This window comes from Streptomyces rishiriensis (assembly GCF_030815485.1).
Taxonomy (GTDB): domain Bacteria; phylum Actinomycetota; class Actinomycetes; order Streptomycetales; family Streptomycetaceae; genus Streptomyces; species Streptomyces rishiriensis_A.
This window is the reverse complement of sequence record NZ_JAUSWV010000002.1, coordinates 4,207,207-4,222,386: the sequence shown is the minus strand read 5'-3', so window position 1 is coordinate 4,222,386 and position 15,180 is coordinate 4,207,207. Positions and strand designations below refer to the sequence as shown.

The window sequence follows — 15,180 nt, the reverse complement described above, 5'->3', positions numbered from 1 at the left end:
CGCTGACGGGTGACCTTCCTACGTTCATGTCCATGACGGGAAACCACAAGGACTCCACCCTCACCCGGCGCCGCGCCCTCGCGGTGACCGGCGGCACGGTCGCGGCCGGCGGGCTCGCCGTCGCCGGTTACCAGTCGGCGTTCGCCGACACGGCCGCCGATGCCGAGGCGAGCGTGTCGGCGTCCGCCACCTCGACCTCCACGAGCAGCAGCTGCATGACGCTGATGACGAGCGTCACGGAAGGCCCCTACTACCTCGATGGCGCCTTGGTGCGCAAGGACATCACCGAGGGCAAGAGCGGTGTGCCGCTGACCCTGCGTCTCACCGTCGTCGACGCCACCGACGGCTGTACGCCCGTCTCCGGAGCCGCTGTCGAGATCTGGCACTGCGACGCCTGGGGCTACTACTCCGGCTACACGACCGCCAACCCCGGCGGTTCGGCCCCGGCGGAGAGCGAGGACGGCTCCACCGCCGACGACGACACCTACCTGCGCGGTTACCAGGTCGCCAACGCCAACGGGGTCGTCAAGTTCGAGACGATCTTCCCGGGCTGGTACACCCCGCGCACCTGCCACATCCACCTCAAGGTGCACACGGGCGGCCAGAAGGAGGACGGCACCTACGAGGGCGGCAAGGTCAACTACACCGGCCAGCTCTTCTTCCCCGACGACATCGCCGAGGAGATCTTCACCCTGGAGCCCTACTCCCGGCACTCCGGCAGTTACACCACCCTCGACAACGACATGGTCTACGACGGCGGTGGCACCGCCAGCGGCCTGCTGACCCTGAAGGCTGTGCACAAGGCCGACCCCTCCAAGGGCTACAAGGGATCCATCACCCTGGGCGTCGACCCCGACGCCGAGAACACCGGAGCGGGCGGCGGGGGCGGCGGGACGCCCCCGAGCGGCGGCGCCCCGACGGGCACCCCGCCGAGCGGCGCCCCGTCGGCCTCCGCCTCCTCATAGGGTCGGTACATGACAAGTCGTGAGGACGAGGCGCTCGCGCAGGCCGCGGTGGCCGCGCTGACCGGGGAACTGGCCCTGGCTCCCAAGCCGGGCCTGCCCGACCCACGCGACCTGGCCGCCCGCGTCACCCGCAAGGACCACTGCGGGTTGCGCTGGTCGGCCAAGGCGCTCGCACCCGGCCTCGCGGCGATGGCCGCGGCCGCCCGCCGCACCGGCGAACCCACGCCCCGGCTCCGCGCGGAGCTGGGCGCGATCGGGAGGTGCACCGAACACTCGGTGGGCCTCGCCGGCGGCGGGCACCGGGGTGCGCTGTGGACGCTCGGCCTGCTGGTCGCGGCCGCCGCCCTGGACACCCGCGCGCGGGGCGTCGAGGTCGCCGCGACCGCCAAGCGGATCGCCGCCCATCCCGACCGGGCCGCCCCACGGCGCCCCTCGCGGGGTGCGACGGTCTCGGCGAAGTACGGCGCCGCCGGTGCCCGCGGCGAGGCACGCGCCGGATTCCCGCACGTACGGCGGGCCCTGGACGCGCTCGCAGCGGCCCGCGCGGCCGGTGCGGACGAGGCCGACGCACGGCTCGACGCCCTGCTCACCATCATGTCCACCCTCCAGGACACCGAACTCCTGCACACCGCGGGCCCCCTGGGACTGCGTCATGTACAGGCCGGCGCCCGCGGGATCCTCGAGGCGGGCGGCACAGCGACCCCGGCAGGCCGGGCGGCCCTGTCCGACCTCGACACCGACCTCCACGCGCGCGCGTGGAGCCCACGCGGCAGCGCGGGCCTCCTGGCGGGCGCGCTCTTCGTGGACTTCCTACCGGTCACCGCACTCACCCGGGCGGCCTGAGCCGGACACCGACGACGGGCGTCGGGGTTGGGTGACGGGTGACGGGTGACGGCATCGGGCATCGGGCGCGTCGAGGGTGGGTGAAGGCGGCAGCCTCCGGGTTGCTCCAGAGAGCGCTCAGGGCTGTGCGGACGGGTGGGCGGGCCCAAGGCTGCGTAGGCGGACGCCGGTTGGGCTCGGGCGGGCGGAGGCCGTCGCAGGGTTTGCTCAGGGCTGCGCAGGCGGGCGCCGGGCGGGCACACGCGCGTGAAGAGTGTGCGGGGTCGTCAGCTCGCCGGGACCGACATGACCGACGGCCCGGTCGTCCGGCCGGCTGCGGCCCGCCGGGCCGCCGGACCCATCGCGTACGACGCCGCGACCATCGCCCCGCCCAGCAGCAGCCAGCCCGGCGTGCCCCACTCGACCAGCAGCCAGGTCAGGACCAGCGGTCCGAGGGTGCGGGCCACCGTGACGCCGGTGCCGAACAAGCCCTGGTACTCGCCGACGCGGTCGGCCGGGGCCAGGTCGAAGGAGAGCTGCCAGGAGCCCGCGGACTGACCCATCTCCGCGACCACCTGAAGCAGCGACCCCAGCACCAGCACGCCCGCCGCCACCCATGGCGAGGCACCCGCGGACAGGGCGAACACCGCGCAGGCGGCGCCCATCACCCAGCCCGCCCGACGCACCGCGCGCGTGGCGCTCGCCAGCCCCGTCACGCCACGCGCCGCCCGCACCTGGAACGCCGTCACCACGGCCGTGTTGAGCACGAAGAGCGCGGAGACCAGCCAGGCGGGCGCCCCGGTCCGCTCGGTGATCCACAGCGGCAGCACCAGACTCAGCAGCGGCATCCGCAGCAGCAGCACGGTGTTCAGCAGCGCCACCAGGGCGTACGGCCGGTCCCGCAGCACACCCAGGCCGCTCCCGCGCGCCCGGACGGCCCCGGGAGCCACCCGGGGCAGCCGGGCGAGCAGCGACGCGCACAGCAGGAAGCTCACCGCGTCGACCACGAACACCCCGAGGTACGCCTCCCGCGTCCCGGCGTGCAGCGCGAGCCCGCCGAGCCCGGCGCCCACCGCCAGACCGGCGTTCAGCGTCGCCTGGAGCCGTGCGAGCAGCCCCGTCCGTTCCCCGGCGGGCACCAGCCCGGCCAGCAGGGCCTGTCGGGCCGCCGCGAGCCCCGACTGCGCGGCCGCGTACCCGCACGCCACGAGCACGAACGGCACGAAGCCCCGTACGAGGGTGAAGGACGCCACCGCGAGCCCCGTCGCGAGGGCCAGCAGCACCGCCGTCCCGCGTGTCCCGCGCCGGTCGGCGAGTCGCCCCAGCGGCACCCCGGCCAGCGAGCCGACCGCCCACCCGAGGGTGAGTCCCAGGCCCACGCGCGCGGGGGCGAGACCGATCATCCGGGTGAAGTACAGGGCCGACGTCGTGTAGTACGCGCCGTCCCCGACCGAGTTGCTCAACTGGGCGAGCGCGAGCAGCCGCGCGGGGCGAGTCTTCGACATACCGATGACGCTAGAGGCGCAGTGGGCCGCTCGACAGCACCAATCACGGACCGCAGTACTGGCCCAATCCGGACGGTCGCGCTCGCTTTCCGGCCCCTTACGCTCCGGCCCCTTCCGGGCAGTCCCCGTCCGGTCAGTCCCCGTCCGGTCAGTCCCCGTCCGGTTCCGATCCCGGTCAGTCCCCGTCCGGTTCCGATCCCGGTCAGTTACGGCCCAGGACCTTCGTCAGCGCGTCCAGCGCCTCCGGATACAGCCGCTCCCGGGGGGTCCCGTACCCCACGACCAACCCCTGGGGGTGTCCCGCGCCGGGAGTGTGCCAGTGCTCGCCGAGACGGCCCACCGCGAGCCCCTCCGCCTCCGCGCGGGCCAGCACCTCCGCCTCGTCGTCGACCTCCACGAGCGCGTGCAGCCCGGCCGCGATCCCACGCACCCCCCGCCGCGCGCCCACCCGTTCCAGGAGCAGGTCCCTGCGGCGGCGGTAGCGCAGCCGGCACGCGCGTACGTGCCGGTCGTAGGCGTGGCCGACGATCAGCTCGGTCAGCGCGAGCTGTCCGATGGTCTCGGTGTGGTGGTCGCTGTGCAGCTTGGCGTCGGCGACCGCGTCCACCAGCTGCGGCGGCAGCACCATCCAGCCGAGCCGCAGCGCGGGCCCGAGCGTCTTGGAGGCGGTGCCCAGATAGACGACCTGTCCCGGCGCCATCCCCTGAAGCGCGCCGACCGGCTGCCGGTCGTAGCGGAACTCCCCGTCGTAGTCGTCCTCGACGATCAGCCCGTCACGCGCGCGTGCCCACTCCGTCAGCGCCCGTCGTCGCCCCGGGTGCAGCGTCACGCCGGTCGGATACTGGTGGGCGGGTGTGACGACCACGGCTCCGGCGTCGCCCAGTTCCCCGACGCGCACCCCCCGCTCGTCCACCGGCACCGGCGTCACGGTCCCGCCGTTGCGTCGTACGACCTCGCGGTGGAAGGGCAGCCCCGGGTCCTCCATCGCGATCCCGACGCCGTCCAGCACGCGCGTGAGGAGCGCGAGGCCCTGCACGTATCCGGAGGTGATCACGATCCGCTCGGGCGGCGCGATGACGCCCCGGGCCCGCCCCAGGTACCCCGAGAGGGCGGTGCGCAGCTCGATGCGACCGCGCGGGTCGCCGTAGTCGTACGCCAGGGAGGGCGCCGTCGCGATGGCCCGGCGCAACGCGCGCAGCCAGGCCGCTGCCGGGAACGCTCCGACGTCCGGGCTCCCAGGCCGCAGGTCGAAACGCGGCTCACGCGCGCGTGCGGCGGCGCCCGGCGGTTCGGCGGCGTCGGACGGCAGTGCCGCGACCCGGGTGCCCGAGCCCTGCCGCGCCGTCAGATAGCCCTCGGCGACGAGCTGGTCGTAGGCGGCCTTCACCGTGTTGCGCGAGATGCCGGTCTCGGCCGCGAGCCGCCGGGTGGCGGGCAGCCGGCTGCCGGGCGCGAGGCGTCCCTCCCGCACGGCGTCCCGCAGAGCCCGCTCCAGCCCCGCCCGCCGCCCTTCGGCAGCGTCCGGATCCAGGTGCAGGTCGACACCGACACCGGACCAGAAGTCGTTCACGCAGTCTCCCCCTAGACAGAAACGCCCCTGGACGGAAGCCCCCTCGCCGGCCAGCGGTCCTACCGAAGTCCCCGTACGAAAGCCCCGGTAGAAGCCCCGTACGGAAGCCCCGTGCAGATGTCCTCCCGTACGGCAGTCCTCCGGGACAGGTGAATGGCCGGGCACTCACCAGTACCCGGCCATCGATCAGCGATGTGTCAGCCGTTCAGCGAGGCCATCCAGGCCTCGACCTCGTCGGAGCGGCGCGGCAGGCCGTCCGACAGGTTCCGGTTGCCGTCCTCCGTGACGAGGATGTCGTCCTCGATCCGGACGCCGATCCCCCGGTACTCCTCGGGCACCGTCAGGTCGTCGGCCTGGAAGTACAGGCCGGGCTCGACCGTCAGCACCATGCCGGGCTCCAGCGTCCCGTCGACGTACGACTCCACGCGCGCGGCGGCGCAGTCGTGGACGTCCATGCCGAGCATGTGTCCGGTGCCGTGCAGCGTCCAGCGGCGCTGGAGACCCAGCTCCAGGACGCGCTCGACCGGGCCCTCGACCAGGCCCCACTCGACGAGCCGCTCGGTCAGCACGCGCTGCGCGGCGTCGTGGAAGTCGCGGTACTTGCCGCCGGGCCTGACGGCCCCGATACCGGCCTCCTGGGCGTCGTACACGGCGTCGTAGATCTTCTTCTGGATCTCGGTGAAGCGGCCGTTGACCGGCAGCGTGCGCGTGACGTCGGCGGTGTAGTACGTGTGGGTCTCGACGCCCGCGTCGAGCAGCAGCAGATCGCCGGAGCGGACCGGGCCGTCGTTGCGCACCCAGTGCAGCGTGCAGGCGTGCGGACCGGCGGCGGCGATGGTGCCGTAGCCGATGTCGTTGCCCTCCACGCGGGCGCGGAGGAAGAACGTGCCCTCGATGTAGCGCTCGCTCGTCGCCTCGGCCCTGTCGAGGACCTTCACGACGTCCTCGAAGCCGCGGACCGTCGAGTCGACGGCCTTCTGGAGCTCGCCGATCTCGAAGTCGTCCTTGACGAGGCGGGCCTCGGAGAGGAAGACGCGCAGTTCCTCGTCGCGCTCGGCGGTGACCTTGTCGGTCAGGGCCGCCTCGATGCCCGCGTCGTAGCCGCGCACGACCCGCACCGGGCCGGTGGCCTCGCGCAGCTTGTCCGCCAGCTCGCGCACGTCGGAGGCCGGGACGCCGTACAGCTGCTCCGCCTCGGTGAGCGAGTGCCTGCGGCCGACCCACAGCTCGCCCTGGCCGGACAGCCAGAACTCGCCGTTCTCGCGGTCGGAGCGCGGCAGCAGGTAGATCGTGGCCCGGTGGCCGCCGGCGACGGGCTCCAGCACGAGGACGCCGTCCTCCGTCTGGTTGCCGGTGAGGTACGCGTACTCGACGGAGGCGCGGAAGGCGTATTCCGTGTCGTTGGAGCGGGTCTTCAGGTTGCCCGCGGGGATCACCAGGCGCTCGCCGGGGAAGCGCGCGGAGAGCGCGGCCCGGCGGGCGGCGGTCTCGGCGGCCTGGGCGATCGGTTCCAGGTCACGCAGCTCCGTGTCGGCCCAGCCGGACTTCATGCTCTCGGCCAGCTCGTCGGAGACGCCTGGGTACAGGCCGTTCTTCCGCTGCTTCATGGGCTCCTCAGACTCAGTCTCCGGGGTCTCCGGGGTGAGTTCGTCGGCCACGGTCATCCTCCTAGATACGGCACTGGACCCCCTCCATCGTACGGACGTACGTAAGGGGGCCCAGGGCCGAAGGGCCTGTCACGGCCTGTGACGGCGGCTCACTCGAAACGGGCGGCGAGCAGCACCACGTCCTCGCTGCCGTCCCGCTCGGCCGCCCCGTCCGGCAGAAGGGTGCGCAGTACGTGGTCGGCGATCGCGCCCGGGTCGTGCCGCAACGCCTTCGGGACCCCGGCGGCGGCCGCTTGCAGCCGGGCGAAGGCGCGGTCGACGGGCTCGCCGGTGCGGTGCAGCAGACCGTCCGTGTAGAGCAGAACCGTCTCGCCCGGCTCGGCCTCCAGCTCGACGCTCGGCGCCTCCCAGCAGGCCAGCATGCCCAGCGGGGCGGAGACGGAGGTCTCGACGAACTCCGTGCGCCGCTCGCCGACCAGCAGCGGCGGGCAGTGCCCCGCGCCGGCCAGAGTGATCTTGCGCAGGGCGGGTTCGCAGTAGGCGAACAGGGCGGTGGCGGACCGGGCGGGCTCGGTCAGCCGCAGCAGCAGCTCCAGGTCGGACAGGACGGCGACGGGGTCCTCGCCCTCCATCACCGCGTACGCCCGCAAGGAGGCGCGCAGTCGGCCCATCGCGGCGACCGCGCTCGGCCCCGCGCCGGTGACGGACCCGACGGCGAGGCCCAGCGCCGCGTCCGGCAGCGGCAGCGCGTCGTACCAGTCACCGCCCCCGCGCGGGCCGGTGTGGTGCCGGGCGGCGAGCTGGACGCCGGGCACGCGCGGCAGCCTGGAGGGCAGCAACTCCTCGGCCATCGTCTGCATGCACGCGCGTGTGCGCTCGAGCTCCGAGAGCCGCGCCAGGTGCTCGGCGGCGTACCGGACGTACAGGCCGATCAGGTGGCGCTGGCGCTCGTTCGGCTCGGCGGGCTCGTCGTAGAGCCATACGGCCGCGCCCAGACGGCCGGGGGCGCCGTCCGTCTGCAGGGGCAGTGCGTAGCTCGCGGCGTAACCGAGGCGGGCGGCCACCTCCCGGTGGCGGGGGTCCATGCCGTCCTCGGCGAAGAGGTCGGGCTCGGCGATCTCCCCCTCGCCGCCGGGCAGCCCCTCGAGGATGCGGCCGTAGGACAGGGCACTGCGCGGCACGGTCTCGATATGGCCGAGGTCGGCGCGGCCGAGGCCCAGTCCGATCATGCGGTCCGGGCCGAGCCCATCGGCGGGCTCGAGGACGACGAGACCGCGCCGGGCGCCCACGAGGGCGGCTCCGGCGTGCAGCAATTCCTCGAGCCCGGTCGGCAGCGCGTCCGTGCGGGCCAGGCGTTCGGTGAGTTCGTGGAGGGTGGTGAGATCGGAGACCCAGCCGGCGAGCCGGTCCGTCAGAAGGGCGCCCGGGCCGGTGGGGCCGGGCGCGCCGGAGGGGGCAGCAGGGACCGTCGGGATGCCCGGGGTGGCGGGCGCGGGCGCGACAGTGTGTGCGGGCGAGGGAACCGTTGAATCGATTCCAGCCACTTTCGGAGGGTGAGGGGCGTTCATGGCGTCCGGCTCTCGGACCGGAGCGTATTGCTCAAAAGCATCGCAAACCCCCATGTCATTCTGCGCCGCTAGCGGTGTCTCCACATGTACACGCACTCGTGAGGGGATGTCCAGCATTGTCCTGCTGGGATTGCTGGTGTCCGTGGGCTCTTGGGGAGAATCGGGCACAGTTCTTCCGGCTCCCTTGCAGAATTGTAAAGTTGGCTTAAAAATGCCTCGGGTAACGGGTGATTGCGGTCGACTGGGCTTGCTCCACGGAGCGTCACAGCGGTCTTGATGGGTACGTACTCGGTAAGGGCCAGGTGTCGTCGGGAGCCCGTTGGGAGCCTTCCGGAACCTGGTGACCGGCCCGGGCGTCATAGTCATCGACGACCGTGCCCCATCCTCCCGTGGCGGAGGCGGAGAGAAATACGCGCGACGGCAAACGCCAGACTTCGCCACCCCACGCCACGCCCAGGCATGAGATGGATGCAAGTCGGACGGAGTGGCCGCGGAAGCAGCCACCGCTCGACCCTGAGGGGTTCCCCCTGTCCCGTACAGGGGTGTGATGCGCCAACAGGTACGCACAGTGAAGTGATCGACACACGATGTGATGTGGCCCACGGTGTTGCCAGCGGTGCAACGGAAAGGAACGAGCGCTCATGCGCGAGATCCTCGGAAAGCGACGCAGGCTCCTGTCCCAGTCCAGCGACAGAGGACCTGAGTTGATCGACTCGGCCCTGACTTTCGCGACGGAATGGCAGTGGCCCGTCCTCCCGGGCGTGACGGCGGACCCGCAGGGGCGTTCCCGCTGCGGCTGTCCCGACCCGGAGTGCACGGTCCCCGGTGCTCACCCCTTCGACCCCGGCCTTCTCGTGGCCACCACCGAAGCGCGCATGGTGCGCTGGTGGTGGACCAACCGGCCGACCGCACCGATCATCCTGGCCACCGGGGGCACGGCCCCCTGCGCGGTCAGTCTCCCCGCCCTCGCGGCCTCGCGCGCGCTCGTGGCGCTCGACCGGCAGGGCATCCGCCTCGGCCCGGTGGTCGCCTCGGCCACCCGCTGGTCGATCCTCGTCCGGCCGTACACGATGGAGCAGCTGGGTGAGCTGCTCTACGCCAAGGACTTCGTGCCCGGCTCCCTCCGCTTCCACGGCGAGGGCGGCTACATCGCCCTGCCCCCGTCCGAGACGGGTCACGGCGAGGTCCGGTGGGAGCGCGCGCCGCTGCCCGGGTCGGCCTCGCCCTGGGTGCCCGACGTCGAGGCCGTGGTGGACGCCGTCGTCGACGCCCTCACTCGTACGGGTGTGAGCGCACCCGAGTTGTAGGGGTGTCGGGCGCGCGCCGGACAGAACACCGGCGATCGCCCTCTATCTTCCGCTACATGAACCTTCGTCTCCTCGCCCTCGGGGGCGCCGTGGCAGGCGCGATCGCACTGCCCCTGGCCATGGCGTCCGCGGGGCCGGCCGGCGACGAAGGGCGTACGGCCGGCGCGGCCGAAGTGGCCGATACACGTGCCGTCGGCGGTGCGGATCCCAAGGCGCCGCCCGTCCGGCCCTCCCGGTCTCCGCTGCTGCTCGGCCTGGGGCTGGCCACCGCCGCCCGCTGCGGCCCCGAACTCACCTCCCCGGACGGCGTGGAGGCGCAGACCTGTGTGCTGTCCCAGGGCGAGGACAGCTGGGCGCGCACTTACTACCGCAACGCCACCGGACGCGCCCTGGACGCCTTCCTGAGCCTCATGGGACCCGAGGGCCGCACGGTGCGGACGCGCTGCGCGGTGGGCGCCGAGGACGAGCCGGAATCCTGCGAGACACCCCATGAGCGAACCCGGGGGGAACTGGCGGCGTACACGGCGGTCGCGGAGTTCGCGCGAGCGACCGGCGACGGGCCGCTGCTGCTGCGCTCCGGCAGCAACTCCCAGTCGGACGCAGGCAGTTGACGTGCGATCGCACACTGTGAACGGCGCCGGGCATGAAAAGACCCGGTTGCTGACGACGGGGGATGCATCAGCAACCGGGCACCTCGAACGGTAACAAGAGATCCGCTCCGCGCAAATTCGATCTTTTGTTTTCATCGGTATTCCGGACACCGGCGAATCGGCGCTTCTCGCGCCGACTCACCCCGCACGGGCGGGAGTTGTGAGCGGAGTCACGCCACCCGCCGACGCGCGGAGTGCTGACCGGTCGGTCAGTTCGGCCGGGGCCCGTCCCCGTGTGTCAGCTGAGCGTCACCTGTCGGTTGGTCAGGCCGCCCCGCGCCCGACGCTCGTCCGCCGTGAGCGGCGCGTCCGAGGCCAGCGCGGTGGCGAGCCGCTCGGCGAACTCGGCGGCCGGCTTCTCCACGTCGTCCGCCGTGACAGCGCTGGGCAGGTCCCAGACCGGCACCGTCAGCCCGTGCGCCCGGAAGGAGCCGACCAGACGGGTGCCCTCGCCGAGGCTCGAACGCCCCGCCGCGTGCAGCCGCGCGAGGGCGTCCAAAAGCCGCTCCTCCGGGTGCGGCATGACCCAGCGCAGGTGGTTCTTCTCCGGCGTCTCGCACCAGTACGCGGAGTCCACACCGGTCAGCTTCACGGTCGGGATCGCCGCGGCGTTGGCCCGCTCCAGGGAGGCGGCCACCTCCGGCGCGGCGTTCTCCGGGTCCGGGACCCAGAACTCGAAGCCGCTGTGGACAACTGGCTCGAACGCGCCTTCGGCGGCCAGCAGATCCTGCATCCGCGGACCGTCGGCCGGGGCGCGGCGCGCCTGCACCGGGGTGCCGGGGTCCGCCTCCAGGGCCCGTCGCAGGGTGTCGGCCAGGTCGCGGCTGATGTCGCCCGACGGCGTGTCGTTCTGCAGGCCGAGCAGCACCGAGCCGTCGTCGCGGCGCAGGGCGGGCCAGGCCATCGGCAGCACCGTGGCGAGCGTGACGGACGGGACGCCCTCGGGCAGACCGTCCTTCAGCGTCAACTCGACCGTGGCGGCCGGCACCAACTCACGCAGCGCCACCCAGTCGCCCTCGCCCGGCAGGCCCTCGAAGGGACGCTGCACCAACTCGGTCACGGCATGTGCGGCGGCCCGGCCGTGACAGGCCTTGTAACGGCGGCCGCTGCCGCAGGGGCAGGGCTCCCGTGCGCCGACGACCGGGATGTCCGCGTCGGTGGGCTGCGGCCGCTTGGCCTTCGTCTGGGGGCGCTTCTTGGCCATCTGGGTGTCTCCCGGGTACGGCTCGTCTGGTACGGCGGGAGCCTAGCCGTTCGCACGCTCCGTCACGGGAACCTGTGGACGGCGCGGGGCTGTGGGACGACGATCCCGTCCGGCCGCTCCCGACCGGCCGTCTCCGGTCTAGTCCAGGTCTTCGAACGCGTCCGCGAAGTCCAGGCCGGGCATCGAGGCCACCGACGGGGCCGCGACCCGGGACGCGAAGTCGTCGCGGCGGCAGCCCGCGTCGGGGTCGTACACGTCCGCGTGGACGACGACCCACACCGTGACCTCGCCGCGGGCGTCGTCCCGGACACCCCAGTCGTCGGCCAGCGCCGTGATGATGTTGAGCCCGCGGCCGCCGTGCGCGGTGACGGAGGGGGTGGCCGGGGCCGGACGGGTCGGACCGCCGCCGTCGGTCACCTCGACCACCAGTCGGCCACCCGGATCGACACGCCACGCGGCCCGGACGTCGCCGTCCCCGGCCAAGGCGTCGCCCAGGGGCCTGCCGTGCTTGCACGCGTTGCTCAAGAGTTCGGAAAGGATCAGTACGGCGTCGTCGATGACCGATTCCGACACCCCGCCCGTGCGCAACTGATCGCGCATGCGGTGTCTCGCGTTCCCCACGCCCGCAGGGCCATGGGGTACGGCCATGCTCGACGACGCGGGCACCTCCTGTGCCACCACCAACGCCACCCCCGAGACCTCCTTCGCCCCACGCCACGGTGTGGATGCCCCATTGGCCTGTACCGGAAACCGGCCAATGCGGCTCCGGAGACGCATTCGTCCTGATCGAACACGTACCGAACGCGCCGGAGCACTCCCTGTGAGGGGCCTGTCAGTGAGTGGCTGAATTTGGACGGTATGGCTGAGAACGGAGGATGCTGTAAGGGCGCTGTGGGGTCAAGAGGTAAGGACGGGGCTTCCGTGTCTCTTGTGACTGTTGTGACCTTCACGGCCGGTCGGTGTTGTCACCCGCGTCGGCCGGTCGCGGCTCGGCGGCCCGGTCGGCGCGGGCTCAGCGGCCCAGTCGGCGCAGCACCTCGCGCGGGCGGTTGGTGATGATGGCGTCGATGCCCAGCTCGACGCAGAGATCCACGTCCGCCGGCTCGTTCACGGTCCACACGTGCACCTGGTGACCGGCCGCCTTCAGGCGCTCGATGTACGCCGGATGGTTGCGCACGATCCGGATCGAAGGGCCGGCGATCCCGACGCCGGCCGGCAGTCGCCCGTCGCGCAGCCTGGGCGAGACGAACTGCATCAGGTAGACCGTCGGCACCGTGGGCGCGGCGGCACGCACGCGATGCAGCGAGCGCGCCGAGAAGCTCATGATCCGCACGGGCGACGCGGCCGCCGAGGCCGGCGCCTCCAGGCCGAACCGCTTGAGCAGCACCAGCAGCCGCTCCTCCACCTGTCCGGCCCAACGCGTCGGATGCTTGGTCTCGATGGCCAGTTCCACCCGGCGCCCCGCGTCGGAGACGAGCTCCAGCAGGCGCTCCAGGGTCAGGACGGACGTCTCCTCGCGGTCCTCGGGCCGGACCTCCCAGTCGGGATCCTCCACGCGCGCGTGCCAGGCCTCGCGGGCCTCCCGTGTCTTCCAGGAGCCGAAGTCCAGCGCCGCGAGATCGGCGAGTTCCAGGGCGGAGACCGCCCCACGGCCGTTGGACGTACGGTTGACGCGACGATCGTGTACGCAGACGAGATGGCCGTCCGCGGTCAGCCGTACATCGCACTCGAGGGCGTCCGCACCGTCCTCGATCGCCTTCTTGTACGCGGCCAGGGTGTGCTCGGGGGCCTCCTCGGAAGCCCCGCGGTGGGCGACGACTTGAATGTGGTGCTGCCGTGCGTGGGTCACCGCGTCATGGTGCCATCGGCGCCCGGTCGTCTGAGAACCCTCTGAGATGTTTCGATGATGCGCACTTATTGTGCGTAATGACCTATATAAGGAATGGCCAAGGACCCACAGCAACCGCTTATGGTGCTCTGACGGCCCGTGGGAAAAGCTGAGACGTACAAAAGCACATGCACAGCTTCAGCGCGCGAGGTCGACGACAAGAGCGTGCGAAAGCGCGACGAGCGCGCCGACGAGTGTGACCCAGTGCGACCGACGACAACAGCCGTGGATCGAGGAGAAGAGCTGTGAGCACCGAGAACGAGGGCAAGAACGAGGGCACCCAGGTACCCCCGGCCCCGTCCGCACCCCCCGTGCCGGTGGAATCTCCCTCGGCCTCCCCGCAGGCGCCCGCGCCCGACGCCGGCGCGCCCACGACTCCGCTCCCGGCGGCGCCCGCGCAGGCACCGGAAGTCGGTCACGCCGCCTCGGGAGCGCCCGAGGGCCACTGGCCGCCGCCGACCGCGCCGCAGGGAGCGCCGGCCCCGGGCGAGGGCGACTGGCCGCCGCCGACCGCGCAGCAGGCCGCCCACGCCCCGCAAGGGGCCCCGGCCGCCGCCGACGACTGGCCCCACCCGGCCCCGGCGACGCCCCACTACGCCGACAACGGCGCGGGCACGCACGCGTACGGCGCCCCTGGCGCGGACGACGTCGCTGCCGGCGGTTCCGGTCAGGTCGGTGGCCCGGGCGGCCCCGGTGGCCCGGGCGGGACCGTGTGGGGTGCCTCCTACCAGCAGCCCGCGCCCAAGTCGGGCCGTGGCCGCGGCGGGCTCGTCGCCGCGATCCTGGTCGCCGCGCTGGTCGCGGGCGGCCTGGGCGGCGGACTCGGCTACACGCTGGCCAAGAACGACGACGACACCGGCTCGACGACCGTCGCCGCGTCCACCAACGGCGGCGACGTCAAGCGCGACCCGGGCACGGTCGCCGGGGTCGCCGCCAAGGCGCTGCCCAGCACGGTCACCATCGGAGGCGGAGTCCAGCAGCGGCGAGGGCGGTACCGGTACCGGCTTCGTCTTCGACACCCAGGGCCACATCGTCACCAACAACCACGTCGTCGCGGACGCGGTCGACGGCGGCAAGGTGACGGCCACCTTCCCGGACGGCAAGAAGTACGACGCCGAGGTCGTCGGACACGCCCAGGGCTACGACGTCGCCGTCATCAAGCTCAAGAACGCCCCTTCGGACCTGAAGCCGCTCACCCTCGGCGACTCCGACAAGGTGGCGGTCGGCGACTCGACGATCGCGATCGGCGCTCCCTTCGGCCTGTCCAACACGGTCACGACGGGCATCATCAGCGCGAAGAACCGCCCGGTGGCCTCCAGCGACGGCACCAGCAGCGCCGCCTCCTACATGAGCGCCCTGCAGACGGACGCCTCGATCAACCCGGGCAACTCCGGCGGTCCGCTGCTGGACGCCTCGGGCAACGTCATCGGCATCAACTCCGCGATCCAGTCCACCGGCAGCGGCGGACTGGGCGGCACCACCCAGTCCGGCTCGATCGGCCTCGGCTTCGCCATCCCGATCAACCAGGCCAGGTACGTCGCCCAGCAGTTGATCAAGACCGGCGAGCCGGTGTACGCCAAGATCGGCGCGTCCGTCTCCCTCGCGGAGTCCACGGAGGGCGCGAAGATCACCGACACGGCCGAGGGCGGTAACTCCGCGGTCGAGTCGGGCGGCCCGGCGGACCAAGCGGGTCTCAAGCCCGGCGACGTCATCGTCAAGCTCGACGACATGGTGATCGACAGCGGTCCCACCCTCATCGGCGAGATCTGGACCCACCAGCCCGGCGACAAGGTCACGATCACCTACGAGCGCGACGGCAAGTCCCACACCGTCGACCTCACCCTCGGCTCCCGCAAGGGCGACAGCTGACGCCCACGCGCGCGTGCCGACCTGCCGGTCCCGTCCCCGCGCCGCCGATCACGAACGGCGGCGCGGGGTGGCCGGCCCGAGCGTCCCGAAGGAACGGTCCTGAAAGACGCGAGGACCCGAACGTCCCCGCGGGCCCGGATCCGTTGACCACCGCCGACTACGACTCACTACGACCCACACGACTCCCGTCCTCGCGGAGACCGGTCGCCTCACCAGGTCGGCCGG

The 15,180-nt window shown here is 72.6% G+C and carries 11 protein-coding genes and 1 pseudogene; 5 read left to right on the top strand and 7 right to left on the bottom strand.

Features of this window, described 5'->3' with window-relative positions:
• Nucleotides 1–32: 32 nt before the first annotated feature.
• Nucleotides 33–965 carry an intradiol ring-cleavage dioxygenase gene (locus QF030_RS21245; protein ID WP_307164241.1) on the top strand — a complete coding sequence of 311 codons (933 nt, stop codon included), beginning with the start codon at nt 33–35 and terminating at the stop codon, nt 963–965.
• A 9-nt stretch (nt 966–974) separates the two neighbouring features.
• The gene (locus tag QF030_RS21240; protein WP_307164240.1) at nt 975–1,808 is read left to right on the top strand and encodes a triphosphoribosyl-dephospho-CoA synthase; all 834 of its coding nucleotides are present in this window, start codon (nt 975–977) and stop codon (nt 1,806–1,808) included.
• Between the two features lie 266 nt (nt 1,809–2,074).
• Here QF030_RS21240 and QF030_RS21235 read toward each other — a convergent pair whose 3' ends face one another.
• The 4 genes from QF030_RS21235 to QF030_RS21220 all read right to left on the bottom strand — a co-directional run bounded on the left by QF030_RS21235 (nt 2,075) and on the right by QF030_RS21220 (nt 8,154).
• Nucleotides 2,075–3,292, bottom strand: coding sequence for an MFS transporter (locus QF030_RS21235; RefSeq protein ID WP_307164239.1), 1,218 nt, complete (start codon nt 3,290–3,292; stop codon nt 2,075–2,077).
• 202 nt (nt 3,293–3,494) lie between these two features.
• Nucleotides 3,495–4,862, bottom strand: coding sequence for a MocR-like pyridoxine biosynthesis transcription factor PdxR (pdxR, locus tag QF030_RS21230; protein WP_307164238.1), 1,368 nt, complete (start codon nt 4,860–4,862; stop codon nt 3,495–3,497).
• A gap of 197 nt (nt 4,863–5,059) precedes the next feature.
• Complete coding sequence (locus tag QF030_RS21225; RefSeq protein WP_307164237.1) at nt 5,060–6,526, bottom strand: aminopeptidase P family protein; 1,467 nt, start codon at nt 6,524–6,526, stop codon at nt 5,060–5,062.
• Nucleotides 6,527–6,618: 92 nt separating this feature from the next.
• The gene (locus QF030_RS21220) at nt 6,619–8,154 is read right to left on the bottom strand and encodes a PP2C family protein-serine/threonine phosphatase (RefSeq protein ID WP_307167640.1); all 1,536 of its coding nucleotides are present in this window, start codon (nt 8,152–8,154) and stop codon (nt 6,619–6,621) included.
• Nucleotides 8,155–8,678: 524 nt separating this feature from the next.
• Between QF030_RS21220 and QF030_RS21215 the strand changes: the two genes are divergently transcribed.
• Complete coding sequence (locus tag QF030_RS21215) at nt 8,679–9,344, top strand: bifunctional DNA primase/polymerase (RefSeq protein ID WP_307164236.1); 666 nt, start codon at nt 8,679–8,681, stop codon at nt 9,342–9,344.
• A 56-nt stretch (nt 9,345–9,400) separates the two neighbouring features.
• Entirely contained in the window at nt 9,401–9,955 is a 555-nt protein-coding gene (locus tag QF030_RS21210; RefSeq protein ID WP_307164235.1) for a hypothetical protein, read from the top strand.
• A gap of 277 nt (nt 9,956–10,232) precedes the next feature.
• On the opposite strand, the gene QF030_RS21205 is transcribed toward QF030_RS21210, so the two are convergent.
• The 3 genes from QF030_RS21205 to QF030_RS21195 all read right to left on the bottom strand — a co-directional run bounded on the left by QF030_RS21205 (nt 10,233) and on the right by QF030_RS21195 (nt 13,047).
• Nucleotides 10,233–11,198 (bottom strand): DUF5926 family protein, encoded by a 966-nt coding sequence (locus QF030_RS21205; RefSeq protein WP_307164234.1) that lies wholly within the window; start codon nt 11,196–11,198, stop codon nt 10,233–10,235.
• 138 nt (nt 11,199–11,336) lie between these two features.
• A complete protein-coding gene (locus QF030_RS21200; protein ID WP_307164233.1) occupies nt 11,337–11,975 on the bottom strand; it encodes an ATP-binding protein in 639 nt (212 codons plus the stop codon).
• 235 nt (nt 11,976–12,210) lie between these two features.
• The gene (locus tag QF030_RS21195) at nt 12,211–13,047 is read right to left on the bottom strand and encodes a glycerophosphodiester phosphodiesterase (protein ID WP_307164232.1); all 837 of its coding nucleotides are present in this window, start codon (nt 13,045–13,047) and stop codon (nt 12,211–12,213) included.
• A gap of 284 nt (nt 13,048–13,331) precedes the next feature.
• Between QF030_RS21195 and QF030_RS21190 the strand changes: the two are divergent.
• Nucleotides 13,332–14,955 (top strand): annotated as a pseudogene (locus tag QF030_RS21190) (trypsin-like peptidase domain-containing protein).
• Nucleotides 14,956–15,180: the final 225 nt, after the last annotated feature.